We start from the raw sequence: 24,512 nt of genomic DNA, 5'->3' as shown, positions 1-24,512 counted from the left end.
GCAAACAAAAACGGCGGGCCGAAGCCCGCCGTTTTTCTATTCGGTGTTTACCCGCTTATGCCTGTTCGCGGCGCTGGCCTTCCGGCCGGCGCGGCTTGCCGTGGTTCTGCGGGCGGCCCTGGCCGTTGCCGCCGCCGTGGTTGCGGTTCTGGCGCTCGCCCTGCTTCTGCGGCGGGCGGCCGCCATGGGCGCGCTTGCCGGCTGCGGGTGCGCCACCGTCGGCGGCTGCCTGGCCGCCCTCGCTGAATGGCTTGCGCGGCGGGCGCTGACCTGCGCGACCCTGGCTGGCGCGATGGCCGCTACCGCTGCGCGGCTTGCGCGACTTGCCGCCGGGGCCGGCGGAAACGAATGCCGGCGCTTCACCGCTGGCGACGGTGATCTGGATGCCCATCAGCTTCTCGATGTCGCGCAGCAGATGCGCTTCGTCCGGCGTGCAGAAAGCAATCGCGATGCCGTCGCGGCCGTTGCGGGCCGTGCGGCCGATGCGGTGGACATAGGCGTCCGCCACTTCGGGCAGGTCGTAGTTGTAGACGTGCGTGACACCGGGAATGTCGATGCCGCGGGCGGCGACGTCGGTGGCGACCAGCACGCGGATCTCGCCGTCACGGAAGGCCTTGAGGGCGCGCTCGCGCTGGCCCTGGCTCTTGTTGCCGTGGATGGAGGCGGCCTTGAAGCCGATATGCTCGAGATGCTTCATCAGCTTCTCGGCGCCATGCTTGGTGCGCGAAAAGACGAGCGACAGGCCATCCGGGTTGTCGGTCAGCGTCTTGCGCAGGATCTGCGCCTTCTGGTCCTTGCCGGGAACGTGGTGGACATACTGCTCCACCTTGTCGGCAGCCTTGCCGGGAGGCGTCACTTCAACCTTCTTCGGGTTGACGAGATATTCGCCGGCAAGTTCGCCGATCAGCTTCGGCATGGTGGCCGAGAAGAGCAGCGTCTGGCGGTTTTTCGGCACCATCTTGGAGATCTTGCGCAGATCGTGGATGAAGCCGAGGTCGAGCATCTGGTCGGCTTCGTCGAGCACGAGATAGCGGGCCTGCGTCAGCGTCACGGCCTTGCGGGCGACGAGATCGAGCAGGCGGCCGGGCGTGGCGACGAGAATGTCGGTGCCGCGCGAGAGCATTTCAGACTGCTTGTTGATGGAGGCGCCGCCAACGACGGTCACGACGCGCAGCGGCGTCTTCTTGACGAAGTCGCGCAGGTTATCGGCGATCTGGTTCACCAGTTCGCGGGTCGGCGCGAGGATGAGGGCGCGGATATTGCGCGGGTCGGGACGGCGGGCGTCCGCAAGGAGCTTTTCGATCATCGGCAGGCCGAAAGCGGCCGTCTTGCCGGTGCCGGTCTGGGCCAGGCCGATCAGGTCGGAGCCTTCCATGACGAGCGGGATGGCCTTTTCCTGGATCGGCGTCGCTTTTTCAAAGCCGAGCGTGGTGAGGGTGGCGACGATGGTCTGCGAGAGGCCGAGGTCGTGGAAAGTGGTCAATTGAATACCTTTCGGGGCGCCAAACGCAAATCGCCGGAACGCACCATGCGTTTCCGGTTTCGTTCAGCGTCAAGAACCCCGCGTGAATTGGGAACTTGTGGGTTGGTTGGCTATCGTCTGCGCAGTCATCCGCAAATGGGAGGCGGATCGTTCTCTTGCGCTTGTCCTTCTTAGCATCCCGTAACGGGAAATCGCAGGCTCGCTCACGCGGCGGCCGAAGGGCGACGCTGCGGCTCATGTCGTTGTTTTGCGGCAAAAAGTCAAGTGCTACTTTCGCAGTTGCGAGAAAGCAGTCGCTCAATCCATGCGCAGATCGAAGTCCGCAGCGGCGGAAACCGTGCCGTTGATGAGAATTTCGATACGGTGCCTGCCGGGGTAGTAGACGCGCGTGGTGATCGCGCGGATGGCGTGGGCCTTGTCGATCGACTGCCGGCCGCCGGCGGGAAGGTCGAGCGTCTTCCACTTGAACACCTTCGGCGCCAGCGTGCCATTCGCCTTCACGTGGTGGATGGCATAGTCGATCATCAGCCGTTGCGGCATTGTGTCTTCATTGCCGACAGTGATGGAAAAGCCAAGCGTGTCGCCGAAGACGACGACGGGCGTTGCGAGCGTCAGGCTTGTGTCGATGCCGCGCGCGGCCGCAAAACCGAAATTGGCGAGCGCCTTGGCATTGCCCTTCTTCAGCAGCGTGCGCGAGGCATGGCGCAGCAACTGTCGCCGCGCGATCGAGGCATCGTCGATGTGGCGTTCCACGAAATCGGCGACAAGGGCAGGGTGGTCCTTGGCGATGTCGTTGAGACTGTTGGCAACGGAACGGCGCACATAATCCTCGGGATCGTCGATGAGGGCGACAAGGATCGGCAGGATGGGGGCGGGCTGTTTTACCAGCGCCGGAAGACGCATCGCCCAGGGCAGGCGGGGACGGGTGCCTTCGGAGGCAAGACGGCGGACGTGATGGTTGATGTCCGTGACCCAGCCGGAGATTTCGGCGAGCGCGCGGTCCTGCTCGGCGTGGATGAAGCGGCGGATGCCGAACTCGGCGGTGAAATGCGGCGTCAGCGCCTTGAGGAGTGCCAGCGACAGGTCGAAATGGCCGAGGCCGTATTCGGAGACGAACTGGTTGACCGGCAGCAGCGCCCAACCGGAGAGGCCCGGCCTGGTGTCATCAGGCAGGGCCTTGCGCAGGATGTCTGCTGCCGCGGCAAAGTCGGCGGGCAGCGTTTGCGCCAGCGCGTCCTTGATGCGCTCGGCGCGCTGCATCAGTTCCAGCGTGTCCATGCCGTCAGTCGCCAATGCGCTGAAGCGCTCAGCGTCGAAACCGGGCGCGACGCGGGAGACGTGGCTGGCCATGTCCGTCACCAGTCCGGGATGCAGCAGGTTTTTCAGCGGTTCTGCCATGGGGGCTCCTGTCGTCGGTGGCACCCTAACGGGCCGCTTCGGCGCGGGGATAGGGTGCGGCACGCTTTCCAACAGCTTCATTTTCAAAACCACCCGGAACATGCGCCGGGGCGGGGCGTTTGAGTAAGCGCGTACCCTGCCGCAATCGGGCAGGATGCGTTTCGAGGCAGATCCGCTGCCAGTCCGCAAATCTCGCTACGGGAGTGAAACATGACCGCTACGACTTGGATTCTCGCCGCCGACGGCAATCAGGCCCGCCTGCTCAAGGGGGTGAACCTGTTGAAGGACGGCCAGCAGAGCCCGGAGCAGGAGGTCTTTCGCTGGGAGCCGAAAAAGGCGCAGGACATCATGGCCGACAAGCCCGGCCGCAGTCATTCCTCCGTCGGGCATGGTCGTTCCGCCATGGAATATTCGAGCGATCCGGTTCGGGAGGAGCAGCAGAAATTCACCGCCGAAGTCGCCGGCCTGATCGACGGCTACGCGGCCGAAGGCGCCTTCGACCGGCTCGTCGTCTGCGCGGCACCTCAGACGCTCGGCGACCTGCGCAACAAGCTTTCGAACAGGTCCCGCACTCTGACCATGGCTGAAATCGACAAGAATTTTTCCAACCTGCCGACGGACAAGCTGATCTCGTCCGTCCGCTCGATCATGTTCGATGCGTAACGCCTTTTAGAAATCCGTGGGAACGCCGCCCTCTTCCTTGCGCCTGGCGACGAACGCATCCAGTTCGTCCTCGATAGCCGGGTCGAGCGGCGGCTTCTCATAAGTATTGAGCTTTTCCTTGAAGACCCGGTTGGCGTGATCGTAGGTCGTCGGCCGGCCGGCTTCCGTCCACGTCTCGAAGTTGCGCCAATCCGACAGGATCGGCGAATAGAACGCGGTTTCATAGCGCGCCAGCGTGTGCGGCGTGCCGAAGAAATGGCCGCCCGGGCCGACGTCGCGCACGGCATCGAGGCCGAGTGCATCGGTGCTGACATCGAGCGGCGTCAGGTATTCCGCCACCATCTGCAGCATGTCGACATCGAGGATGAATTTTTCGAAGGACGCCGTCAGGCCGCCTTCGCTCCAGCCGGCCGAATGCATGATGAAATTGCCGCCGCCCTGCGTCAGCGCCCAGAGCGAAAAAGCCGATTCATAGGCCGCCTGCGCGTCCAGCGTGTTGGAGGCGTTGGTGTTGGAGGTGCGGTAAGGGATGTTGTATTTGCGGGCGAGCTGGCCGCCCGCGACCACCGCCTTCATGTATTCCGGCGTGCCGAAGGCGGGCGCGCCCGTCTTCATGTCGACATTGGAGGTGAAGCCGCCATACATGACTGGAGCGCCCTTGCGCACCATTTGCGTGAAGGCGATGCCGGCAAGCGCCTCGGCATTCTGCTGCACGACGGCGCCGGCGATCGTCACCGGCGCCATGGCACCCGCCAGCGTGAAAGGTGTCACGACGACGACCTGATTGCGCGAGGACATTTCGATGATGCCCTGCAGCATCGGTCCGTCCAGGCGCAGCGGCGAGGATGTGTTGATGATGGTGAAGAGCGAGGGCTCCCGCTCCATCTGCTCCATGGAAATGCCACGGCCGATGCGGGCGATCTCGATACCGTCGAGATTGCGCTGCTTTCCGAGGGAATAGACGTGAAAGACCTTGTCCGTCAGCTTCACCATGTCCGACAGGCAATCGAGATGGCGGATGGAAGCGTGGATATCGATCGGTTCGACCGGATATCCGCCTGTCGTATGAATGATGTCATAGGACTGGGCAAGCTTTACCAGCTTGCGGAAATCGTCCTGGTTGCCCGCACGCCGGCCGCCGTCGCGGTCGGCCACGAAGGGGGCGGAGGCGATCTGCGCAAAGACGAGGTTGTTGCCGCCGATCTCCACGTTGCGTATTGGATTGCGGGCATGCAGGGTGAAACCTGACGGCACCGAGGCCAGCATGTCCAGGATGAGGCCGCGGTCGAACCGCACGCGGTCCGTGCCCGGCGTCACGTCGGCGCCGGCCGCCTTCATGCGTTCGCGGGCTTCCGGCAGGATGACGTCCATGCCGATCTCTTCGAGGATCGTCAGCGAGGCCTGATGGATGGCCTCCAGCGCGTCTTCCGAAAGCACCGTGGACTTTGCCGTGGTGTTGACGAGATTGAGATATTTCGAGGTGGCCGGTGCGCGCCGCGTGCGTTCGGCACCGCGCCCGCCGCCCCGTCGGCGACGCTCGACGGGGGCATCTTCGGCCTCCGGTTGTTCGAGGTGATTTTCGAGTTTGATCACGTCACCCATGCAGCACAGCCCCGGTCTGGTTTGCCTTTTTTCGGTATCGCATATCCTGCGACGCGATGGCCCGTCATTTGCGACAGGGAAATGCCGCCATGGATAAGGGCGGCTTTGGCAACGATCGGTTAACCATCCGTTCAAGGATTGGTGATACTCCCCAAGAGGTATAAATTTCTCTTCCGTCCCGCTTCGGGGAGCGCATGCGTGACTGAATCTCAAGACGAATTGCTGGTAGCGGCCATGGCGCGCGTTCGCGCGCATCCGTATCCGGCCTACGTCAAGAGCAGCGAACTGCGTTATCTCGCGGTGAACGAGCCTTACGCAGCCCTTTTCGGCCATAGCCCCGCCGATATGATCGGCCTGCGCAGCGATGAAATCGGCGAATTGCCCGGGCATGGCGAACGGGACGATCCCGAACGCCGCTGCCTGATCTTCGGCAATCCCGAAAGGGCCCGCTTCGCGCATCCTTTCGGCCGTGGAAGTTTCGATATCGCGCTGAAGCGCGAACGCGTGTCACCGGCGCTTTCCATCCTCGTCGGCCTCTTCACGCCCTCCATCGAGGCGCTGGCCTCGGCCGTTCGCGCTGTTGCCAACACGGATATCAAGCCGACAGGGACGTCTGCGGCGGGGACCCCGGCAGACGAGGCCGATCCTGTCGAAAGCGCGTTGGACGCTTTTGGTGCCGGCATTGCGATCTTCGGCGCCGACAACCGGTTGAGTTACGCCAATCGCTGCATGCGGGAATTCTATCGCACGCTTGTCGGCGACCTCGCAGACGGCCCGATCAGCCTGGCCTCCATTACCGAGGCCCTGCATGACATGGAGGTCGGGCGCACGACGCCGGCCGAGCGGGAGCAATGGGTTGCCGCGCGCCTGGCAAACTACGGCCTGCCGCTCTACGAGACGGTCGCCCGGCTTGCCGGCGGCTGGATGCGCCTCGTCACCCAGCGCCGCCCGGATGGAAGGCTCATCGCCTTCCGGCTGGACGTGACGGCGCTGAAAGAGAGCGAGGCACGGCTCAACCAGCATTCACAGGAAATCAGTCTCTATCGCGCGCTGCTCGACGAGCTCCCCGTGGCAAGCTTCATGCGTGACGAGAGCCAGCGCATGATCTTCGCCAACCGGGCCTATGTGGAGCTGACGGGCAAGCAGCCGGAGGAGCTGCTTGGTCTCACCACGCTCGACATGTATCCGGAGCAGGGCGAGGCGTTTCACGCGCAGAACCAGTTCGTGCTGGACACCGGCGAACTGTTCGAGACCGAGATCGACTATGTCCGTTCCGACGGTTTCGTGCTGCCGACGATTACCCGGCTCTACCGCGTCACGACGCTTGACGAAAAGAGTTATCTGATCGGTTCGATCACCGACACGATGGTTCTGAAAAAGCGCGAAGGACAGTTGATCGAAGCGCAGCGTGAGGCCGAGGCGGCACGCGCGGACCTTGCGAGCGTGGTGGAGTCGCTTCCCGTCGGCATCGTCGTCGTCGACGAGACCGGCGATATCGAGCTGATCAACGGTGCCTTCGAGACGCTGTGGGACGACGCGCTGCCGGATCTCAGGGGCAAGCCGCTCGGCCTGCTGCTGCGCTTCCAGGAGGCGCAGGGCGGGACATGCGAGGACGGTTGCGCGACTGCGCCGGAAAGCCACGAGCAGGCGTTGCACAGCATTCGCTCCGACACCTTCGCCGCACGCGAAGTCGCCTATGCGAACGGCCGCACGCTGATCGAGGCGGGCCGTTCCATTTCGGGCGGGCGCTGCCTTCTCACCTATATCGACATCACCGAGCGTCGCGAGCGCGAGCGCGAGGTGCTGGAGACGCGCAGCGCGCTCGAAGAGGTCGGCACCTTGATGGAGGATGCGGTCTCCTCCATGAGCCAGGGCCTGCTCATCGTCGAGGGCGAGAAGGTGGTGCTGTCCAATGAGGCGCTTTCGACCATGATCGCGATGCCGCCTCGGCTGCTACAGCCCGGCGCGCTGGTCAAGGACGTGCTGCAGAGCTGCATCGACCGTAAGATCCCCGGTTTCGTCGGCGAGGACCCCGTGGATGCCAGCCGGTTCGGCGCCATTCTCTTCACCGGCAAGCCGGCCTCGTTGACGGTGTTGAGCGGCTACGAGCGCTGGCTGCGGCTCGATGTGACGCCGACGAGCCGTGGCCGCAGCGTCATCGTCTTCTCCGACATCACCGACCTCAAGGGCCGCGAGGACGAGTTGCGCCGGCTCGTGCTGCGCGCCGAGACGGCCGACAAGGCGAAGTCGGAATTCCTCGCCAACATGAGCCACGAGATCCGCACGCCGATGAACGGCGTGCTCGGCATGGCGGAACTGCTCGCCAAGTCGAACCTCGATACGCGGCAGAAGACCTTCATCGACATCATGGTGAAGTCGGGCAATGCGCTGTTGACGATCATCAACGATATCCTCGACTTCTCGAAGATCGACGCCGGCCAGATGACGCTGCGCGACACGGCCTTCAATCCGGTGGAGGCGATCGAGGACGTCGCGACGCTGCTTTCCGCCAAGGCTGCCGAGAAGGATATCGAGCTTGTCGTACGCGGTGCCGCGCACATGCCGGCGGCGGTGATGGGCGATGCGGGGCGCTTCCGCCAGATCGTCACCAATTTGGTCGGCAATGCCGTCAAATTCACCGACCGTGGCCATGTGCTGATCGATCTTGCCTCCAGTCCGCGACCGGACGGCGCGGTGGAAATCGAAATTCGCGTCGAGGATACCGGCACGGGTATTCCGACCGAGAAGATGGCCTCGATCTTCGAGAAATTCTCGCAGGTCGATGCCTCCTCGACACGTCGCCACGAGGGTACGGGTCTCGGTCTTGCCATAACCGACGGACTGACCCGCCTTTTCGGCGGTACGCTTGTCGCCGACAGCGCGGTGGGCAGGGGGTCGGTCTTCACCGTGCGCCTGCCGATGATGCCAGCTGTTGCCGCTCTGCCGGCGCGCATCATGCCGGCCAAGACATCAGGCGCGCGCATCCTGGTCGTCGATGCCCATGATCTCTCGCGCAAGGCCTCGCACGATATGCTGCTCGGCTGGGGTTTAGACACGACGGCGGTCGGCTCGGAAGGCGAAGCGCTCGCGGTGCTGACGGCCGCGGCCGACATGGGTGTGCGTGTCGATGCGATCCTTCTCGACTACCAGCCGGATCGTTCGCCGGCCTTCGTGCGCACATTGCGCGACAGCGCGGCGACGGCCGGAAGCGCGCTCATCGTGCTCACCTCCATGAACCTTCCGTCCGAAGACAAGCTGCTCTCCTCGCAGGACATCCAGGCGCATCTGATGAAACCCGTGCGGGCCGATCTCCTGCGCGAAACGGTCGGTGAGGTTCTGCGGGCGACACGTGCTGGTAGACCAATGCCCGCCGCTGTCCCCACGGCCGAGGGCAAGATCCTGGCGCTGCGCCCGCACGCGGCGGGTGCTGCCGTGGCGGAAGGGGAGGTGCTGGACGTGCTGGTTGCCGAGGACAACGAGGTCAACCAGATCCTCTTCACCCAGATGCTGATGGCGGCGGGCCTGCGCTTCCGCCTTGTCGGCAATGGCGAGGAAGCGGTGGACGTGTTCCGCGCCAGTCGACCGGGCATGATCCTGATGGATATCTCCATGCCGGTGATGAACGGCCTGCAGGCAAGCCGGGCGATCCGCGAACTCGAAAGCGGCACCGGGCACCGCGTGCCGATCGTTGCCGTGACCGCCCATGTGCTGGACGGCGACCGCGAGGAATGCCTTTCCGCCGGTATGGACGATTATCTGGCGAAGCCGATCAGTATCGAAAAACTGGAAGAGCAGATCGACCGCTGGCTGAAGCGTGGCAAGCAACATGCGGCCAACGGCATGCTGCGCTGACCCTCAGGCCGAAGGTTTTTCCCCGCAGAGCATTTCGCGCTTGCCCGCAAATCCCGGCCGCCGCTCCACGGCGAAGCCGGACGAAGCAAGGTTGCGCCGCACGAAACCGGCAGCGGCATAGGTGCCGAAGCGCCCGCCGGGAACCGTCAGGCGGAAAACCTCGACCATCAATTCCACCGACCACATGTCCGGATTGCGTGACGGGGCAAACCCGTCGAGATACCAGGCGTCGAAGGGTATTTTTTCCCGGGCAAGGCTTTCGAGCGCTGCGCCGCACACGACGGTGAGGCGGACGCGGGGGGCAAGGTCGATCTCGACGCGCCCCTCGGGTGCGTCCGGCCAGTTTTCGGTGAGGGCCGCGCGCTGCCGGTCGATCTCCGGCCAGTGGGCAAGCGCCCGGTCGATATCGGCGCGTGCCATCGGAAAGCGTTCGAAGGATGTGAAGTGAAGGCGTGCGCCCTCCGGGGCGGTGTCCTGCCACTGCCGCCACGTTTCGCAGAGATTGAGGCCGGTGCCGAAACCGAGTTCGGCGATGCGGAAGGTCTCTTCCCGCTGCCAGCGCTGCGGCAGGCCGTTGCCGGCGAGGAAGACGTGCCCGCATTCGAGCCGGCCGTCGCTGCGGCAATAAAAGTGGTCGTCAAAGGCGCGGGAATAGGGCATATCGCCCTCGTGCCAGTCGAGGACCGCTTGGGTTTCCGGCGCGTTGTAGGGATCGTGGTCTGCCATGCCGAATGCCGATAGTCCCGTGAAGGCCTCCGGTCAATCGCCCGTGGACCTGCTCGTGGCCGGCGGCGGGGTCATGGGCCTGTGGACGGCGCTTTTCGCCGCGCAAAAAGGCCTTTCCATCCGCCTCGTCGATCGCAGGTATATAGGATCCGGCGCCAGCGGCGGCGTGCTCGGTGCATTGATGCCGCACCTGCCGGATCGGTGGAACGCCAAGAAGGCGTTCCAATTCGCTGCGTTGGTGTCTCTGGAAGGGGAAATCGCAGCCCTCGAGGCCGAGACGGGTCTTTCCACCGGCTACCGCCGCTCGGGGCGCTTCATTCCGCTGGCAAAGCCACAGAACCGTGACAACGCCATCGGCCAGGTGCGTGATGCGCGCGCCGTCTGGACGACACCCGATCGCGCCTTCGCGTTCGAGCTCCTGGACACCGCGCCCATTGCCGGCTGGCCGGCGCGTGACGCCATGCCCTACGGCCTCGTCCACGACCATCTCGCCGCCCGTCTTTCCCCGCGCGGCCTCGTCGCGGCCCTGAAGGCTGCGCTCAGGCACCGCGCGAATGTGGAGATTACGGAAGGCACGGGTCTGGCGGCGCTCGATCCTGCCGCGGGCCTTGGCCGCCTCGATGACGGCACGGTTCTCTCGTTCGGCCATTGCGTACTCGCCGCCGGGGTGGAAACGTTCCCGCTTCTTCAGCTCCTGACCCCGCTCGCCAAGCCGGCCGGAATGGGCGTCAAAGGGCAGGCGGCGCTCCTGAAGGCATCCGTCGACCCTGCCCAGCCGGTCATCTTCGCCGACGGGCTTTACATCGTGCCGCACGAAAATGGTCTCGTCGCCATCGGCAGCACGAGCGAAAACAGTTTTGAAGATGCGGAAAGCACGGATCACATGCTCGAAGCGCTTGTCGAGAACGCGCGGCACATGGCACCTGTTCTGGCGAATGCACCGGTAGTACAGCGCTGGGCGGGCCTGCGCCCCAAGGCAATCGGCCGCGAGCCGATGGTGGGGCGGCATCCGGATCACGCCAATCTCAGCCTGATGACGGGTGGCTTCAAGGTGAGTTTCGGTCTTGCGCACGCGCTTGCCCGCACTGTGCTTGATGAGATCGAGGGCGGCACGCTTGACGTACCACCCTCATTCACCGTGACTGCTCATATCGAGCAAGCGGGCCGGATCTGACGCCGCCTTACATCCAGTAGGGCGGAACGCCGTAATAATCGTGGATCACCTTGCCGTTGCGGCGGTTCCAGTCGTATTCCGCATCGCTTTCATAGTGCGGTGCGGCTTCGACCTGTTCCTTCGTCAGATCGACACGGTAGCCGCCAAGACCTTCGTCATAGGCGAGCTTGCCCCACGGCAGCGGATAATGATCGTGACCGATGCCGAGGAAGCCGCCGAAGCTCAAGACCGCGTAGGAGACATGGCCGCTGCGCTTGTCGAGGATCAGGCGTTCCACCGAGCCAATGTGTTTGCCATCGGCGCCGTAGACGCTTGTGCCCTCCACCTTGTCGCTGGCGATGAGATCCTGGGTTTCGCGAATGTTTGCATCCTGCATGACCATAGGTGTTTCTCCTTGCATGTAATGGACAGAAAACGGCGCAAGGCGGTAATGGTTCCTCTTTACGGGGGTGAACATCAGATTCCGTTTCGACCGTCCCCCTTGCGAAGGTGACCGAATGACAGAAAAGACCTATCCGCGCGACCTGATCGGCTACGGCCGCAATCCGCCGCAAGTTCGCTGGCCTGGCGACGCCAACATCGCCGTCCAGTTCGTCGTGAACTACGAAGAGGGCGCTGAGAGCTGCATCCTCGATGGCGATGCGGCGTCGGAAAACCTTCTGTCGGAGATCGTCGGTGCGCAGCCCTGGCCGGGCCAGCGCAACCTCAACATGGAATCGATCTACGAATACGGTTCGCGCGCCGGTTTCTGGCGCCTGCACCGGCTGTTCACCAGCCGCAACGTCACCACGACCGTCTATGGCGTGACGCTTGCCATGGCGCGCAATCCGGAGGCCGTCGCCGCCATGAAGGAAGCCGGCTGGGAAATCGCCAGCCACGGTTACCGCTGGCTGGAATACAAGGACTTTTCCGAGGAGAAGGAACGCGAGCATATTCGCGAGGCCGTGCGCCTGCACAAGGAGCTGACCGGTTCGCACCCGCTCGGCATGTATCAGGGCAAGCCTTCGGACAACACGCTGCGCCTCGTCATGGAAGAGGGCGGCTTCGTCTATTCCTCGGATTCCTACGCAGACGACCTGCCGTTCTGGGTGCCGGGCCTCGATGGCGAGCCCTTCCTCATCATCCCCTATACGCTCGAAACCAATGACATGCGTTTTGCGACCCCGCAGGGCTTCAACACGGGCGACCAGTTCTTCACCTATCTGAAGGACGCCTTCGACGTGCTCTACCAGGAGGGCGCGGAAGGCAGTCCGAAGATGCTGAGCATCGGTCTGCATTGCCGCCTCGTCGGTCGTCCGGGTCGCGCGGCAGCGCTCGCTCGCTTCGTCGACTACGTGCTCGGTCATGAGAAGGTCTGGATTCCGCGCCGCATCGATATCGCGCGCCACTGGATCGAGAACCATCATCCGTCGAAGGTGAAAGGCGCATGATCGACCGGGCCGACTTCCTCGACCGCTTCGGCGGCGTCTTCGAGCATTCCCCGTTCATCGCCGAGCGTGCGCTAGACGCCGATGCCGTCGCCGAGCCGCTGACGGCAAGCGGCGTGCATGCGGCACTCACCGATGCCTTCCGCAAGGCGAGCCATTCCGAGCAGCTCGGCGTGCTCGTTGCCCACCCGGACCTTGCCGGCAAGCTGGCGATTGCCGGCGGCCTCACCGAGGACAGCCGCAAGGAACAGGCCGGTGCGGGCCTCGACCGTTTGACGCCGGCCGAACATGCCCGCTTTACGGAACTCAACACGGCCTATACGGAGAAGTACGGTTTCCCCTTCATCATTGCCGTGAAGGGGCTTACCAAGGATGATATTCTCGAGGCCTTCGAAGCCCGCGTCGGCAATTCGGCCGAGGTCGAGTTCGAAACCGCGAAAACCCAGGTGGAGCGCATCGCGCTCCTGAGATTGACTGCTCTGCTCCCCGGAGATTGACAATGCCCGATGACCTACGACTGCCCTTCCTCTCCCCGGGAGGGCTGTCCGATGGCTGAGAAGCTCGAAATCCAACCCCTGACGCGAGAGGCGTTTGCGCCCTTCGGCACCGTCATCGAGGCCGATCCCGCGTCGATGCGCTATATCAACGGCGGCACGACCGAGCGCTATCACGCGCTTGCCGAGGCCGAGGCGGTGGGCGAGGATGCGAAGGTGATCATCAACCTGTTTCGCGGCGCGCCCCGATCCTTCCCCTATGCCGTGGATATGATGGAGCGCCATCCCTTCGGCAGCCAGAGCTTTTCGCCGCTCGATGACCGGCCGTGGCTGGTGGTGGTGGCGGAAGACGTGGACGGCAGGCCCGGCAAGCCGCAGGTGTTTCGCGCCGGCGGGCGGCAGGGGGTGAACTACCGCCGCAATGTCTGGCACCATCCGCTGATCGCGGTCGGCGCCGTCAGCGATTTCCTCGTCGTCGACCGCCTCGGCGGCGGCGTCAACCTGGAAGAGTTCTTCCTTGAGGAACCCTTCGTCATCGAGAAACCCTGAGAGGACGCATGAGCAAGATCGGCCGCCTCACGACCCATGTTCTCGACACCGCGCTCGGCAGGCCCGCCGCGGGCCTGAAGGTCGATCTCTACTGGATCGAGAACGGTGAGCACCAACATATCGTGAGCACCATCACGAACGCGGACGGTCGCGTCGATTCTCCGCTCGTCGAAGGTGTCGGCTTCATGGCCGGCACCTATGAACTCGTCTTCCATGCCGGCGACTATCTGCGCGAGAGCGGTGCGGCTGTTACCGAGCCCGCCTTCCTCGACCGCATCCCGCTGCGCTTCGGCGTTGCCGATCCGACGAGCCACTATCACGTGCCGCTGCTGCTCTCGGCCTACAGCTATTCGACCTATCGCGGCAGCTAGTTTCTTCGCAATTGCGCAGGCAAAACCGCTTCGCGCTTTTGCTGGAACGGCTTAAAGCAGCGCCTTCATCGCCTTGCCGGCCACGTAGGTCTCGCGCACCGCGCGGTCGTCGCCGAGCGTCTGGAGCAGGAAGAGTTCGTCCGCGAGCGAACGCACCACTTCCATCTTCAGTGCCATGGCGGGCGTTGCGGCCGCATCGAACACCACGAAGTCGGCATCCGTGCCGGCCTCCAGCGTGCCGATGCGATCCGAAAGGGAGAGCGCCTCGGCATTGCCGAGCGTCATGTGGTAGAAACTCTCGAAGGGGTTCAGCCGCTCGCCGAGCAATTGCTGGATCTTGTAGGCCTCGTCCATGGTCTTCAGCATGGAATAGCTCGTGCCGCCGCCGACATCGGTCGCGACGGCGATGCGCACCGGCTTTTCGCGCCGTGACAGCGTCTTCAGCGGAAAGAGGCCGGAGCCGAGGAAGAGGTTGGAGGTGGGGCAGTGCACCGCCACCGCACCGGCCTCGCTCATCGCATCCGCCTCGCGCTCCGACAGGTGGATGCAATGGCCGAACAGGCTTTTGGGGCCGAGCAGGCCGTATTTCGCATAGACATCCGTGTAGTCGATGGCCTCGGGATAGAGTTCGCTAGTGAAGCGGATCTCGTCGTGGTTTTCCGACAGATGCGTCTGGATGTGCAGGTCGGGGAATTCGCGGGCGAGCGCCGCAGCCATCTCCATCTGCGCCGGCGTGGAGGTGATGGCGAAGCGCGGCGTGATGGCGACGTGGTTGCGGCCCTTGCCATGCCATTCGGCGATGACGGCGCGGGTCTCGTCGTACCCCATTTCCGGGGTGTCGAGCAGACCCTGCGGGGCGTTGCGGTCCATCATCACCTTGCCGCCGATCATGCGCATGCCGCGCTTCAGCGCCTCGGCGAAATAGGCGTCGGCCGAGGTCTTGTGCACGGAGCAGTAGGCAACGGCGGTCGTCGTGCCCTGGCGGATCATCTCGTCGTAGAAATGCCGGGCGATGCGGGCGGCGTGCTCGCTTTCGACGAAGCGGCATTCCTCCGGGAAGGTGTAGGTGTTCAGCCATTCGAGCAGGTTTGCGGCATAGGAGCCGATGACCTGCATCTGCGGGAAATGCACGTGCGTATCGATGAGGCCCGGCAGGATGAGATGCGGGCGATGGTCGATCTCCTCCACGTCCTCGGGTGCTTCAAGGCGCACTGTCTCGTAGGCGCCGGCGGTAACGATCCTGCCGTCCTCGACCAGCAGGCCGCCGTCCTCCTCGTAGCGATAGCTTGCCGTGTCGTCGATTGCCTCGGGGCGGCGGAGAAAGGAGAGAAGGCGTCCGCGGATGAGGGTCTTGGTCATGGCGCTCAGCTTCCTTCTACCGACGTTTCGAACCAGGCGGTGATGAGGGCGCGTTCTTCCTTCGTCATTCCGGTGACGTTACCCGGCGGCATGGCATGGCTGCGCCCCGCCTGCAGGTAGATTTCGCGGGCGTGCAGGGCAATTGCCGTTTCGCTTTCGAACACGACGTCTTTCGGTGCCGCGCGCAAGCCCTCCCAGGCGGGTTCGGCCGCATGGCACATCGAACAGCGGGTGGAGACGAGATCGCGCACGGCGGGGAAATGGCTGTTGGCGGCAAAGCGTTCCGCGGAAGGGGCAAGGCCGGCATCCGCCGTCTCGCCGCTCAGCACCTTCGGCACGGTGGAAAGCCACATGATGAGGAGGAAGAGCAGGGCCGTGACGAGCCAGGTCCAGGTCGGCTTGCCCTTGCGGGCATGGGTCGTGTTGAACCAGTGCCGGATCGTCACGCCCATCAGGAAGACGAGGGCGGCGATGATCCAGTTGAAGGCCGTCGCAAAGGCGAGCGGATAGTGGTTCGACAGCATGAAGAAGATGACGGGCAGCGTCAGGTAGTTGTTGTGGGTCGAGCGCTGCTTGGCGATGACGCCGTATTTCGGATCGGGCGTGCGGCCGGCAATGAGGTCCGCCACCACCACCCGCTGGTTCGGCATGATGATGAAGAACACGTTGGCCGACATAATCGTCGCGGTAAAGGCGCCGAGATGCAGGAAGGCAGCGCGGCCGGTGAAGACCTGCGTATAGCCCCAGGCCATGGCGACGAGAATGAAATAGAGGACGATCATCAGTCCCCAGGTGTTTTTTCCGAGCGGCGATTTGCAGAGAAGGTCGTAGAGGATCCAGCCAAGCGCCAGCGAGGCGAGCGAGATCCCGATCGCAGCCGGCGTCGATACGTCGAGCACGCTGCGGTCTATCAGGAAAAGATCGGCGCCGCCGTAATAGACCAGACAGAGCAGCGCGAAGCCGGAAAGCCAGGTCATGTAGCTTTCCCATTTGAACCAGGTCAGGTGCTCGGGCATGGAGGCCGGCGCCACCAGGTATTTCTGGATATGGTAGAAGCCGCCGCCGTGCACCTGCCATTCCTCGCCATAGGCTCCCGCCGGCAGATGCGGACGCTTCATGAGGCCGAGGTCCAGCGCGATGAAATAGAAGGACGAGCCGATCCAGGCGATGGCGGTGATGACATGCAGCCAGCGGACGGCAAAGGTCATCCATTCCCAGGCGATGGCATATTCATACATGCGCGGCGTTCCCTTCTCTCGTCTTTGCCCACGCACATTGCGCAAGATTCGCGGGCGAGGGAAGGGCGGATCGCGCCGCGACGGCAATGCGGGATGGAACCTCTGCCCGGTCAGGTGTATTCTGGGGCATGGCCTACGAACTCTACTACTGGACAGGTATTCAGGGGCGCGGCGAATTTATCCGTCTTGCGCTGGAAGCGGCTGGCGCGCCCTACCGCGACGTTGCGCGGGAGGAGGGCGACGGCGTCATCGCGCGGGTGAGCGGCGAGGTGGCCACGCCATCCTTCGCACCGCCCTTCCTGAGGGACGGCGAGGTGGTGGTCGGGCAGGTTGCCGCCATTCTGCTCTATCTCGGCGACAGGCTCGATCTTGCGCCAAAAGCGCCGCAGCAGAAACTCTGGACGCACCAGATCCAATTGACCATCGCCGACTTCGTTCTCGAAGGTCATGACGTGCACCATCCGATCGGCGCGGGCGAATATTACGAGAACCAGAAGCCCGAATCACAGCGCCGCGCCCGCGAGTTCCGCGACGAGCGCGTTCCGAAATTCCTCGATTGGTTCGAGGGCATCCTGACGCGCAACCCCGAAGGCCCGGCGTATCTCGTCGGCAACCGGCTTAGCTATGCGGATCTTTCGCTGTTCCAGGTCATGGACGGCCTGACCTATGCCTTCCCGAAGCTCATGAACAGCCTGGATGAGCGCTACCCCAAGGCCAGGGCTCTGTGCTTGGCGGTCGCCGAGCATCCGAAGGTCAGCGCCTATCTCGCAAGCGAGCGCCGTCTTCCCGGCAACGAGCACGACCTGTTCCGTCACTATCCCGAACTGGACGGCAGGCGATAGCGCCTGGCGCACGGTCCTCTCAGGAAATCGCGACGATCTCCAGTTCCTGTCCATTCAGCGTCACGACGTCGCCGATGCCTTTGCCGAGGAGCAGGCGGGCCACCGGCGAGACATAGGAGATCGTGCCAGCCTTGGGATCGGCCTCGTCCTCGCCGACGATGCGATAGGTCTGCACCCGCCCGTCATCGCGGCTGAATTTCACCGTGCTGCCAAAGGCCACGTTTTCGGTCGATACCGGATCGGCCATTACCTGCGCGGTGCGCAGCCGCTCGACCAGATAGCGCAGGTCGCGTGAGGGGCCGGCGAGCTGGCGACGTTTCTCATTGATGTCCTCGATCGCGTTTGCCGCTTCGAAGGCTGCGCGCGCCTCGGCGAGCTGCGTTTCCAGCGCCTTCAGGCCTGTCTCGGTGACAAGGTTGGGATGGGGAGAAATCGGCCGTTCGGGCAGCAGGGTTTCCGCTGCTGTTTCGGCACTTTCTTCCTTCATGAAGGCAACGCTCAAGATCTGAACTCCGGTTTAGTCCGCAACACTTTACGCCTCCTCCGGCATCGTTGCCAGAATCCAATCGCGAAATGCGCGGATTTTCAAAATGTTGCGACGGTTTTCCGGATAGGCGAGCCAGTAGTCGCGGCCGTCGTTGCAGGTGAGATCGAAGGGCTGGTAGAGCAGGCCGGCGGCGATCTCCATGCGGAAATGACCGGGATTGAGGATTGCGACGCCCTGACCGTTCATGGCCACCTGCGCATCGATGGTCTGGATGCCGAGTTCGTTCGGGGGGAAGCGTTCGAGCCCCGGATTGTCGATGCCGGCGGCGGAAAACCACGTGCGCCACCAGATATCCGGCGGGCTGATGATCGGCAACTTCAGGAGGTCGGAAGGCTCCCGGATACCGCCGATCGATTCGGCCAGCGCCGGGTTCAGCATGGGCGTGAAGTCCATGCGCATGATGCGGTGGCTGGTCAGGCCCGACCAGTCGCCCTTGCCCCAGCGGATCGAGACATCCGCCTCTTCCTTGGAAAAGTCGATGATGTCCTGCGACGTGGAAAGCCGCACGGCGATGTTCGGATGCTTGAGCTGGAAATCGCCCAGCGTCCGGCTTAACCATTGCGTGGCGAAGGTCGGCGTCGAGTGGATGTGCAGCTTGTGTTCCGTCGCCCCCTTGAGGTCCGCCACGGCCTCGGCGAGTTTCGCTAGGCCTTCCCCGACTTTCGGCGCCAGACGTTCGCCCGCCTCGCTCAGCAGAACCTGCCGCGGCTGGCGCAGGAACAGCGTTTCGCCCAGCGTCTCCTCCAGAAGCTTGATCTGGTAGCTGACGGCCGTCTGCGTCATGCCGAGTTCGTCGCCCGCGCGGGTAAAACTGGCATGCCGCGCAGCCGCCTCGAAGACACGAAGCGCGTTCAGCGGGAAATTGCGCGACATCTTCAAGGCCAAGTTCTCTTTATGAATGCAGACGAAGGTTCGATTGGAGTTCCATCATTTCTGGGCGCATCCTGCAAGCAATAGATGGAATTTACGAGGTTTTACCATGACATGCATCGTAGAGACAGTACCGGTGCGACGCGAACGCAACCGGCTGGCCGGCTTGTGGCATAAGCTCTCTCTCGCCTTTTCATTTCGCCGACGCAGCCGCCGCCTGCCGTGGCTGGCGGCGGACGAACTGTCCGACCACCTGAAACGGGACCTCGGTTTTCTCGATGGCCGTGGCTAGGTGGCCTTGCGCCATTGCGCGAAGGCGAGAAGCATTTCCGAGGCCGTCATCGCGGCGATGACCTCGGGGCGCTTGTCGTCGACGGCGCTTCCGCCGATCGGCAACACCAGCCGGTCGGCTTCGCCACGTTCGACGCCCTGTTCTTCGAGATAGTGCAGGAACGTGCCGCGTTTCGATTTCGAGCCGACCATGCCGATATAGGCCAGATCGCTCCGGCCGAGCGCCTGCCTGCCGATCAGGAAATCGAGTGCGTGATCATGCGTGACGATCACGACGGCGGAGCCTGCCGGTATATCCGCGATCAGCGCCTCCGGCATGGCGGCCAGGCGATGGTGCACCTCCGAGGTCAATTGAGCGAGTTCCGTCTCGCGCGCTTCGACGACGAAGGCCTTGAGGGGCAGCAGGGTCAGCGTTTCCGCGAGCGCCCGGCCGACATGGCCGGCGCCGAATATCCAGACCTGCGGCTTCTGCCGCTCCTCTTCCGCGAGGCGCCTTTCGAGCGCGCGGCGGGCTTCTTCATCGGCGACAATGAAGGTCATCTCGACGCGGCCGCCGCAGCATTGGCCGATCTCGGGGCCGAGGGGAATGTCGAGTTTCACCTCGCCGCCGGCATCGGCCAGCAGCTTTCGCGCGTTTTCGATGGCGATATATTCGAGTTGTCCGCCGCCGATGGTGCCGTGGATTTCGGTCGGCGCGACCAGCATGAAGGTGCCTTCGTCGCGCGGCGCCGAGCCTTTGGTGGTGGTGATTTCGATGATGATGACGCGATGTTCGCGGGCGAGAAAGCCCTCGATACTGTCCTGTAGAAAGTTCATTTCACTCTTCTTTTTGTGCCTTCAGCCGTTCGATGGTCATCAGCACGCGCTCGGGCGTGGCGGGAGCATCGAGTTTGGGGCAGAGGCGATAATCGGCCGTGCTGGCGACGGCCATGGAGAGGGCCTCCAGAACGGAGACCGCGAGCATGAAGGGCGGTTCGCCGACCGCCTTGGAGCGGCCGATCGTGGGTTCGGCGGCCTCAGCCCATTCGGCGAGCTCGACGTTGAAGATCTTCGGGCGGTCAGAGGCGAGCGGGATCTTGTAGGTGGAAGGGGCGTGTGTGCGAAGCCGTCCCCTGTCGTCCCACCATAGTTCCTCCGTCGTCAGCCAGCCCATGCCCTGCACGAAGGCGCCTTCGACCTGGCCCCTGTCGATGGCCGGGTTCAGCGAGTGGCCGACATCATGCAGGATATCCACGCGGTCGACATGATATTCGCCGGTCAGCGTATCGATCGAGACTTCCGAGACGGAGGCGCCGTAGGCGAAGTAGTAGAAGGGTGTGCCCATGCCCTTCGCCCGGTCCCAATGGATCTTCGGCGTCTTGTAGAAGCCGGCGGCGGAGAGTTGCACGCGGGCCATATAGGCCTGCCTGATGAAATCGGGGAAGGGGATCAGCGCCTCGCCAACGCGCACATGGTGCGGCACGAAGGCGACCTCATCCGGGCTCACGCCCCACTTTTCCGCGGCGAAGGCGACCAGGCGCTGCTTGATCTGGCGCGCGGCGTCGTAGGCCGCCATGCCGTTCAGGTCGGAACCCGAGGAGGCGGCGGTCGCCGAGGTGTTCGGCACTTTCGCCGTCGTCGTCGCGGTGATTTTTACGCGGGAAACATCGACCTGGAAGGCATCGGCCAGCACCTGCGCCACCTTGGTGAACAGGCCCTGGCCCATCTCCGTTCCACCATGGTTCAGATGGATCGAGCCGTCCTGATAGACATGCACCAGCGCACCGGCCTGATTGTACCAGGTGGCCGTAAAGGAGATGCCGAATTTTACCGGCGTCAGCGCGATACCCTTGCGGATGACGCGGCTCGTCTCATTGAACGCGAGGACGGCCTTGCGGCGGGCCTGATAGTCGGATGAGGCCTCCAGCTCATCCACGATACGGTGGATGATGTTGTCCTCGACGGTCTGGTGATAGGGCGTCAGCACGCGCTCTGAACCGGGCAGGCCGTAGAAATTGGCCTTGCGGATCTCCAGCGGATCCTTGCCGAGCGTGTAGGCGATCTCCTCGATCATGCGCTCGCCACCGACAAGGCCCTGCGGCCCGCCGAAGCCGCGGAAGGCGGTATTGGAGACGGTGTGCGTCTTCAAGGGTTGCGAAGTCAGCAGGACATGCGGGTAGAAATAGGCGTTGTCCGCATGAAAGAGCGCACGGTCGGTGACGGGACCGGAGAGGTCGGAGGAATAGCCGCAGCGGGCGGCATAGTTCGCCTTCACCGCCTCGATGCGGCCGTCGCCATCGAAGCCGACCTCGTAATCGACGAGGAAGTCGTGGCGCTTGCCGGTCGCCGTCATGTCCTCGTCGCGGTCGAGGCGGAATTTGACGGCGCGGTTCAACCGCTTGGCAGCGACGGCGGCGAGTGCCGCAAACTGGTTGCCCTGCGTCTCCTTGCCGCCAAAACCGCCGCCCATGCGGCGCACCTGCACGGTGACGGCATTGGAGGGCACGCCCAACACATGGGCGACCATGTGCTGCACCTCGCTTGGGTGCTGCGTGGAGGACCAGACGGTGATCTCGTCGTCCTCACCGGGAATGGCAAGCGCGATATGGCCTTCGAGATAGAAGTGATCCTGCCCGCCGACGCGCATCTGGCCTTTCACGCGGTTCGGTGCTGTTTCCAGCGCGCCTTCCGCATCGCCGCGTTTCAGCGTCAGCGGCTCGGTGACGAGCGTGCCGCCGTTTTCGAGCGTATCGGTAACGTCGGTCCAGTGCGGCAGGTCGCGGTATTCTATTTTTGCCAGGCGCGCGGCGCGGCGCGCGATGTCGCGGGTCTCGGCGATGACGCAGAAGATCGCCTGGCCATGGAATTCCACCTTGTCTTCGGCCAGCACCGGCTCGTCATGACGGTGGGAGGGACTGATGTCGTTTTCGCCCGGCATGTCCTTTGCGGTCAGGACCAGAACGACGCCCGGAAAGGCCTTCACGGCCGAGAGATCGACGGAGAGAATTTCCGCATGCGCCCGGTCGCCCATGCCGAGCGCGGCATGCAGCGTACCGTCGGGCTCCGGCATGTCATCGATGTAGTCGGCGGTGCCGGAGACGTGTTTGTGCGCCGAATCGTGGCGCAGCGATGCATGCATCGGCGCGGAAATCGCCTTGCGGTCTTCGAAGGTGGATTGGTCCATCACAGGTCTCCTTCGCGCCTTACGCCACGTCTTCGAAGCGGCGGACCTGTACGATTTCGCCTGACGTTTCGAGGAAGAAGCGGATCAGCAGGTTCTTTGCCGCCAGCAGGCGGTACTCCGCCGTGGCGCGCCAGTCGGTGAGCGGCTTGTAGTCCGTTTCGAAGGCCGGACGGGCTGCCTCGATTGTGGCTTCCGTCCACGGTTTGCCGAGGAGGGCGGCCTCGACGGTTGCCGCGCGCTTCGGCGTGCCGGCCATGCCGCCGAAGCAGAGGCGGACGTCGGCGACGGTGCCGTCAGGCGCAAGCGTGACGCGGAAGGCGGCGCAAAGGGCGGAGATGTCCTCGTCGCGACGCTTGGAAATCTTGTAGACGGCGAAGTGGGTGTCGGCCGGCAGGTCCGGCACGAAGAGGCTTTCGACGAATTCGCCCGGGCGGCGATCCTGCTTGCCGTACTCGATGAAGTAGCGTTCGAGCGGCAGTTCGCGCGGGCCCTCCCTGGAGCGCAGGGTGAGGGTGGCGCCGAGCGCGATCAGGGCCGGCGGGGTGTCGCCGATGGGCGAACCGTTGGCGATGTTGCCGCCTATCGTGCCCATGTTGCGCACCTGCTCGCCGCCGATGCGGTCGATCAGCGGGCTGAGCGCCGGGAAGCGGCGACAGAGCGTGGCGAAGGCCTGCGAATATGTGACGCCGGCACCGATGCGGATACCTTCCGTCGTTTCCTCGAGGGATTGCAACTCGGTGAGGTGGTTGATGAAGACGACCGGATTGAGATCGCGGAACTGTTTCGTCACCCAGAGGCCGACATCGGTGCTACCGGCGACGACGGTGGCTTTCGGCTCTTCCGCCAGCACGGCGGCGAGGTCGTCAAGCGAGGCCGGCACGATCACGCGGCCATCGCCGTCGCTGACGCGGATGGTGTCCTGCGGGGCCATGGATGTCAGCTTGGCGAGAACTTCCGCTCGCGTTCGCTCGATGGGATCGAAGACGGCACTCGGCCGCGCCTCGGCAACCGCTTCAGCGGCGCGGATGATGGGTTCGTAGCCGGTGCAGCGACAGAGATTGCCTTGCAGCGCCTTTTCGATCCGGGCGCGGTTCGGCGCCGGATCGGAAAGCCAGAGCCCGTAGAGCGACATGACGAAGCCGGGCGTACAGAAGCCGCATTGCGAGCCGTGATAGTCGACCATCGCCTGCTGCACGGGATGCAACACACCGTCGCTGCCTGCCAGATACTCGACGGTCACGATGTGGGTGGCATTCATCGAGCCCAGCAGGCGGATGCAGGCATTGACGCTCTCATAGGCAAGCCGCCCCTCGACCACGCGGCCGACGAGCACGGTACAGGCGCCGCAGTCGCCCTCCGCGCAACCCTCCTTGGTGCCGGTGAGGCGGCGGCGTAGGCGCAGCCAGTCGAGCAGGGTGCCTGTCGGCGGGACATGGCGCAGCGAAATGTCCTCGCCGTTGAGGATGAAGCGGATGCTGCCGGTGTCCGTGCTCATGTGCGTGCCTTACTGGGCGGTCCAGCCGCCATCGACGGATATATGGGTGCCGTTGATCGACTTTGCCGCATCCGAGGCGAGGAAAAGTGCGATCGCCGCCACCTCGTCCGTGCCGACGAATTCCTTGGTCGGCTGGAATTTCAGCATGACGTCGGACTTCACCTGCGCCTCGCTGATACCGCGCGCCTTCGCCGTATCGGGGATCTGCTTTTCGACGAGCGGCGTCAGCACGTAGCCGGGGCAGATCGTATTGGCGGTGATGCGGTCTTCGGCCACTTCCAGCGCCACGGTCTTCGTCAGGCCCATGACGCCGTGCTTTGCCGCCACATAGGCCGACTTGAAGGGCGAGGCGACGAGGCCGTGCGCGGAGGCGACGTTGATGATGCGGCCCCAGCCCTTGCGCTTCATGTGCGGCACGGCGGCGCGGATGGTGTGAAAGGAACTGGACAGGTTGATTGCGATGATCTGGTCCCACTTTTCCGGCGGAAAGTCTTCGATCTTTTCCACATGCTGGATGCCGGCATTGTTGACGAGGATGTCGACGCCATCGAACTCCTCCACCGCCGTCTGGATGAGGTCGGAGATTTCGTGCGGCTTTGTCATGTCGGCGGGATGATAGAGGACGCGGCCCTTGCCGAGGCCGTCGAGTTTTGTCCTGATAGCCTCGATTTCAGCGGCATCGCCGAAGCCGTTGATGACGACATTGGCGCCGGTTTCCGCAAAGGCGCTGGCAATGGCGAGACCGATGCCGCTGGTGGAGCCGGTGACGACGACGCTTTTCATGCTTGCAATCTCCAGTTCATGCTGCTTTGCGGTAGCCTACGCCTAAAACTCAAGCGATGACAATTGCGTTTTCCACGCGTTACAGTCCCGCTGGGCGCGAAACGGAGTTGCGTTTTATTTTCCTTTGACATTCGTTTTTCTATCGTATTGAAGATTTCGAAGGGCCCGGGAGAGGCCCTCAATGG

Annotated in this window: 22 protein-coding genes; 9 read left to right on the top strand and 13 right to left on the bottom strand. The window is 63.8% G+C overall.

Annotated elements, in window-relative coordinates; translation table 11 throughout:
- Positions 1-55 precede the first annotated feature (55 nt).
- Positions 56-1,483, bottom strand: coding sequence for a DEAD/DEAH box helicase (locus tag MUO32_RS15015; protein ID WP_257949133.1), 1,428 nt, complete (start codon positions 1,481-1,483; stop codon positions 56-58).
- Between the two features lie 297 nt (positions 1,484-1,780).
- Positions 1,781-2,881 carry a DNA alkylation repair protein gene (locus MUO32_RS15010; RefSeq protein WP_257949132.1) on the bottom strand — a complete coding sequence of 367 codons (1,101 nt, stop codon included), beginning with the start codon at positions 2,879-2,881 and terminating at the stop codon, positions 1,781-1,783.
- A gap of 210 nt (positions 2,882-3,091) precedes the next feature.
- Here MUO32_RS15010 and MUO32_RS15005 point away from each other — a divergent pair, with 210 nt between their 5' ends.
- Positions 3,092-3,544 (top strand): host attachment protein, encoded by a 453-nt coding sequence (locus MUO32_RS15005; protein ID WP_257949131.1) that lies wholly within the window; start codon positions 3,092-3,094, stop codon positions 3,542-3,544.
- Positions 3,545-3,550: 6 nt separating this feature from the next.
- On the opposite strand, the gene MUO32_RS15000 is transcribed toward MUO32_RS15005, so the two are convergent.
- Positions 3,551-5,146, bottom strand: coding sequence for a trimethylamine methyltransferase family protein (locus MUO32_RS15000; RefSeq protein ID WP_257949130.1), 1,596 nt, complete (start codon positions 5,144-5,146; stop codon positions 3,551-3,553).
- 198 nt (positions 5,147-5,344) lie between these two features.
- On the opposite strand from MUO32_RS15000, the gene MUO32_RS14995 reads away from it, so the two are divergent.
- The gene (locus MUO32_RS14995; protein WP_257949129.1) at positions 5,345-8,998 is read left to right on the top strand and encodes a PAS-domain containing protein; all 3,654 of its coding nucleotides are present in this window, start codon (positions 5,345-5,347) and stop codon (positions 8,996-8,998) included.
- Positions 8,999-9,001: 3 nt separating this feature from the next.
- Here MUO32_RS14995 and mnmD read toward each other — a convergent pair whose 3' ends face one another.
- Positions 9,002-9,724 carry a tRNA (5-methylaminomethyl-2-thiouridine)(34)-methyltransferase MnmD gene (gene mnmD, locus MUO32_RS14990; RefSeq protein WP_257949128.1) on the bottom strand — a complete coding sequence of 241 codons (723 nt, stop codon included), beginning with the start codon at positions 9,722-9,724 and terminating at the stop codon, positions 9,002-9,004.
- Between mnmD and MUO32_RS14985 the strand changes: the two genes are divergently transcribed.
- Entirely contained in the window at positions 9,723-10,898 is a 1,176-nt protein-coding gene (locus tag MUO32_RS14985; protein WP_257949127.1) for an FAD-binding oxidoreductase, read from the top strand. The two genes, mnmD and MUO32_RS14985, sit on opposite strands and share 2 nt — an antisense overlap.
- A gap of 7 nt (positions 10,899-10,905) precedes the next feature.
- On the opposite strand, the gene MUO32_RS14980 is transcribed toward MUO32_RS14985, so the two are convergent.
- Positions 10,906-11,298, bottom strand: coding sequence for a PRC-barrel domain-containing protein (locus MUO32_RS14980; protein ID WP_374708653.1), 393 nt, complete (start codon positions 11,296-11,298; stop codon positions 10,906-10,908).
- A gap of 97 nt (positions 11,299-11,395) precedes the next feature.
- Here MUO32_RS14980 and puuE point away from each other — a divergent pair, with 97 nt between their 5' ends.
- From puuE to uraH, 4 genes are read left to right on the top strand one after another with little or no spacing between them, the layout of a single operon-like run.
- Entirely contained in the window at positions 11,396-12,328 is a 933-nt protein-coding gene (gene puuE / locus MUO32_RS14975) for an allantoinase PuuE (RefSeq protein ID WP_257949125.1), read from the top strand.
- Positions 12,325-12,822 (top strand): 2-oxo-4-hydroxy-4-carboxy-5-ureidoimidazoline decarboxylase, encoded by a 498-nt coding sequence (uraD, locus tag MUO32_RS14970; RefSeq protein ID WP_257949124.1) that lies wholly within the window; start codon positions 12,325-12,327, stop codon positions 12,820-12,822. The genes puuE and uraD overlap by 4 nt, the downstream gene beginning before the upstream one ends.
- A 51-nt stretch (positions 12,823-12,873) precedes the next feature.
- Positions 12,874-13,368, top strand: coding sequence for an ureidoglycolate lyase (locus MUO32_RS14965; protein WP_257949123.1), 495 nt, complete (start codon positions 12,874-12,876; stop codon positions 13,366-13,368).
- An 8-nt stretch (positions 13,369-13,376) separates the two neighbouring features.
- On the top strand, positions 13,377-13,739 hold the full coding sequence (uraH, locus tag MUO32_RS14960; protein ID WP_257949122.1) for a hydroxyisourate hydrolase: 363 nt from the start codon (positions 13,377-13,379) through the stop codon (positions 13,737-13,739).
- 51 nt (positions 13,740-13,790) lie between these two features.
- Here the strand turns inward: uraH and guaD are convergent, their stop codons facing one another.
- Positions 13,791-15,098: a guanine deaminase gene (guaD, locus tag MUO32_RS14955; protein WP_257949121.1), complete on the bottom strand. Its 1,308-nt coding sequence runs from the start codon at positions 15,096-15,098 to the stop codon at positions 13,791-13,793.
- A 5-nt stretch (positions 15,099-15,103) separates the two neighbouring features.
- A complete protein-coding gene (locus MUO32_RS14950) occupies positions 15,104-16,336 on the bottom strand; it encodes a urate hydroxylase PuuD (RefSeq protein ID WP_257949120.1) in 1,233 nt (410 codons plus the stop codon).
- A 128-nt stretch (positions 16,337-16,464) separates the two neighbouring features.
- On the opposite strand from MUO32_RS14950, the gene MUO32_RS14945 reads away from it, so the two are divergent.
- Entirely contained in the window at positions 16,465-17,178 is a 714-nt protein-coding gene (locus MUO32_RS14945) for a glutathione S-transferase (protein WP_257949119.1), read from the top strand.
- Between the two features lie 19 nt (positions 17,179-17,197).
- On the opposite strand, the gene greA is transcribed toward MUO32_RS14945, so the two are convergent.
- On the bottom strand, positions 17,198-17,680 hold the full coding sequence (gene greA / locus MUO32_RS14940) for a transcription elongation factor GreA (protein WP_257949118.1): 483 nt from the start codon (positions 17,678-17,680) through the stop codon (positions 17,198-17,200).
- Positions 17,681-17,710: 30 nt separating this feature from the next.
- Positions 17,711-18,598 (bottom strand): LysR substrate-binding domain-containing protein, encoded by an 888-nt coding sequence (locus tag MUO32_RS14935; protein WP_257949234.1) that lies wholly within the window; start codon positions 18,596-18,598, stop codon positions 17,711-17,713.
- Between the two features lie 106 nt (positions 18,599-18,704).
- On the opposite strand from MUO32_RS14935, the gene MUO32_RS14930 reads away from it, so the two are divergent.
- The gene (locus MUO32_RS14930; RefSeq protein WP_257949117.1) at positions 18,705-18,887 is read left to right on the top strand and encodes a hypothetical protein; all 183 of its coding nucleotides are present in this window, start codon (positions 18,705-18,707) and stop codon (positions 18,885-18,887) included.
- Here MUO32_RS14930 and xdhC read toward each other — a convergent pair.
- From xdhC to MUO32_RS14910, 4 genes are read right to left on the bottom strand one after another with little or no spacing between them, the layout of a single operon-like run.
- Positions 18,884-19,702, bottom strand: a complete 819-nt coding sequence (gene xdhC, locus MUO32_RS14925; protein WP_257949116.1) for a xanthine dehydrogenase accessory protein XdhC — start codon at positions 19,700-19,702, stop codon at positions 18,884-18,886. The two genes, MUO32_RS14930 and xdhC, sit on opposite strands and share 4 nt — an antisense overlap.
- Position 19,703: 1 nt before the next feature.
- The gene (gene xdhB / locus MUO32_RS14920; protein ID WP_257949115.1) at positions 19,704-22,049 is read right to left on the bottom strand and encodes a xanthine dehydrogenase molybdopterin binding subunit; all 2,346 of its coding nucleotides are present in this window, start codon (positions 22,047-22,049) and stop codon (positions 19,704-19,706) included.
- A 19-nt stretch (positions 22,050-22,068) separates the two neighbouring features.
- A complete protein-coding gene (xdhA, locus tag MUO32_RS14915) occupies positions 22,069-23,544 on the bottom strand; it encodes a xanthine dehydrogenase small subunit (protein WP_257949113.1) in 1,476 nt (491 codons plus the stop codon).
- 9 nt (positions 23,545-23,553) lie between these two features.
- Entirely contained in the window at positions 23,554-24,327 is a 774-nt protein-coding gene (locus MUO32_RS14910; protein WP_257949112.1) for a 3-hydroxybutyrate dehydrogenase, read from the bottom strand.
- Positions 24,328-24,512: the final 185 nt, after the last annotated feature.

This window comes from Shinella sp. CPCC 101442 (assembly GCF_024704725.1).
Taxonomy (GTDB): Bacteria; Pseudomonadota; Alphaproteobacteria; order Rhizobiales; family Rhizobiaceae; genus Shinella.
Note: the sequence above shows the minus strand (reverse complement) of the source record. Positions and strands in the feature narration are given on the sequence as shown.

What these genes read in the sequence shown, in the direction of transcription:
- MUO32_RS14945 (WP_257949119.1), top strand. Translation starts at nt 16,465, where the DNA reads ATGGCCTACGAACTCTACTACTGGACAGGTATTCAGGGGCGCGGCGAA.
- guaD (WP_257949121.1), bottom strand. Translation starts at nt 15,098, where the DNA reads ATGACCAAGACCCTCATCCGCGGACGCCTTCTCTCCTTTCTCCGCCGC.
- xdhA (WP_257949113.1), bottom strand. Translation starts at nt 23,544, where the DNA reads ATGAGCACGGACACCGGCAGCATCCGCTTCATCCTCAACGGCGAGGAC.
- MUO32_RS15010 (WP_257949132.1), bottom strand. Translation starts at nt 2,881, where the DNA reads ATGGCAGAACCGCTGAAAAACCTGCTGCATCCCGGACTGGTGACGGAC.
- MUO32_RS14950 (WP_257949120.1), bottom strand. Translation starts at nt 16,336, where the DNA reads ATGTATGAATATGCCATCGCCTGGGAATGGATGACCTTTGCCGTCCGC.
- uraD (WP_257949124.1), top strand. Translation starts at nt 12,325, where the DNA reads ATGATCGACCGGGCCGACTTCCTCGACCGCTTCGGCGGCGTCTTCGAG.
- MUO32_RS14965 (WP_257949123.1), top strand. Translation starts at nt 12,874, where the DNA reads ATGGCTGAGAAGCTCGAAATCCAACCCCTGACGCGAGAGGCGTTTGCG.
- MUO32_RS14980 (WP_374708653.1), bottom strand. Translation starts at nt 11,298, where the DNA reads ATGCAAGGAGAAACACCTATGGTCATGCAGGATGCAAACATTCGCGAA.
- MUO32_RS15005 (WP_257949131.1), top strand. Translation starts at nt 3,092, where the DNA reads ATGACCGCTACGACTTGGATTCTCGCCGCCGACGGCAATCAGGCCCGC.
- MUO32_RS14985 (WP_257949127.1), top strand. Translation starts at nt 9,723, where the DNA reads ATGCCGAATGCCGATAGTCCCGTGAAGGCCTCCGGTCAATCGCCCGTG.
- mnmD (WP_257949128.1), bottom strand. Translation starts at nt 9,724, where the DNA reads ATGGCAGACCACGATCCCTACAACGCGCCGGAAACCCAAGCGGTCCTC.
- puuE (WP_257949125.1), top strand. Translation starts at nt 11,396, where the DNA reads ATGACAGAAAAGACCTATCCGCGCGACCTGATCGGCTACGGCCGCAAT.
- MUO32_RS14910 (WP_257949112.1), bottom strand. Translation starts at nt 24,327, where the DNA reads ATGAAAAGCGTCGTCGTCACCGGCTCCACCAGCGGCATCGGTCTCGCC.
- MUO32_RS15000 (WP_257949130.1), bottom strand. Translation starts at nt 5,146, where the DNA reads ATGGGTGACGTGATCAAACTCGAAAATCACCTCGAACAACCGGAGGCC.
- xdhB (WP_257949115.1), bottom strand. Translation starts at nt 22,049, where the DNA reads ATGGACCAATCCACCTTCGAAGACCGCAAGGCGATTTCCGCGCCGATG.
- uraH (WP_257949122.1), top strand. Translation starts at nt 13,377, where the DNA reads ATGAGCAAGATCGGCCGCCTCACGACCCATGTTCTCGACACCGCGCTC.
- xdhC (WP_257949116.1), bottom strand. Translation starts at nt 19,702, where the DNA reads ATGAACTTTCTACAGGACAGTATCGAGGGCTTTCTCGCCCGCGAACAT.
- MUO32_RS14935 (WP_257949234.1), bottom strand. Translation starts at nt 18,598, where the DNA reads ATGTCGCGCAATTTCCCGCTGAACGCGCTTCGTGTCTTCGAGGCGGCT.
- MUO32_RS14930 (WP_257949117.1), top strand. Translation starts at nt 18,705, where the DNA reads ATGACATGCATCGTAGAGACAGTACCGGTGCGACGCGAACGCAACCGG.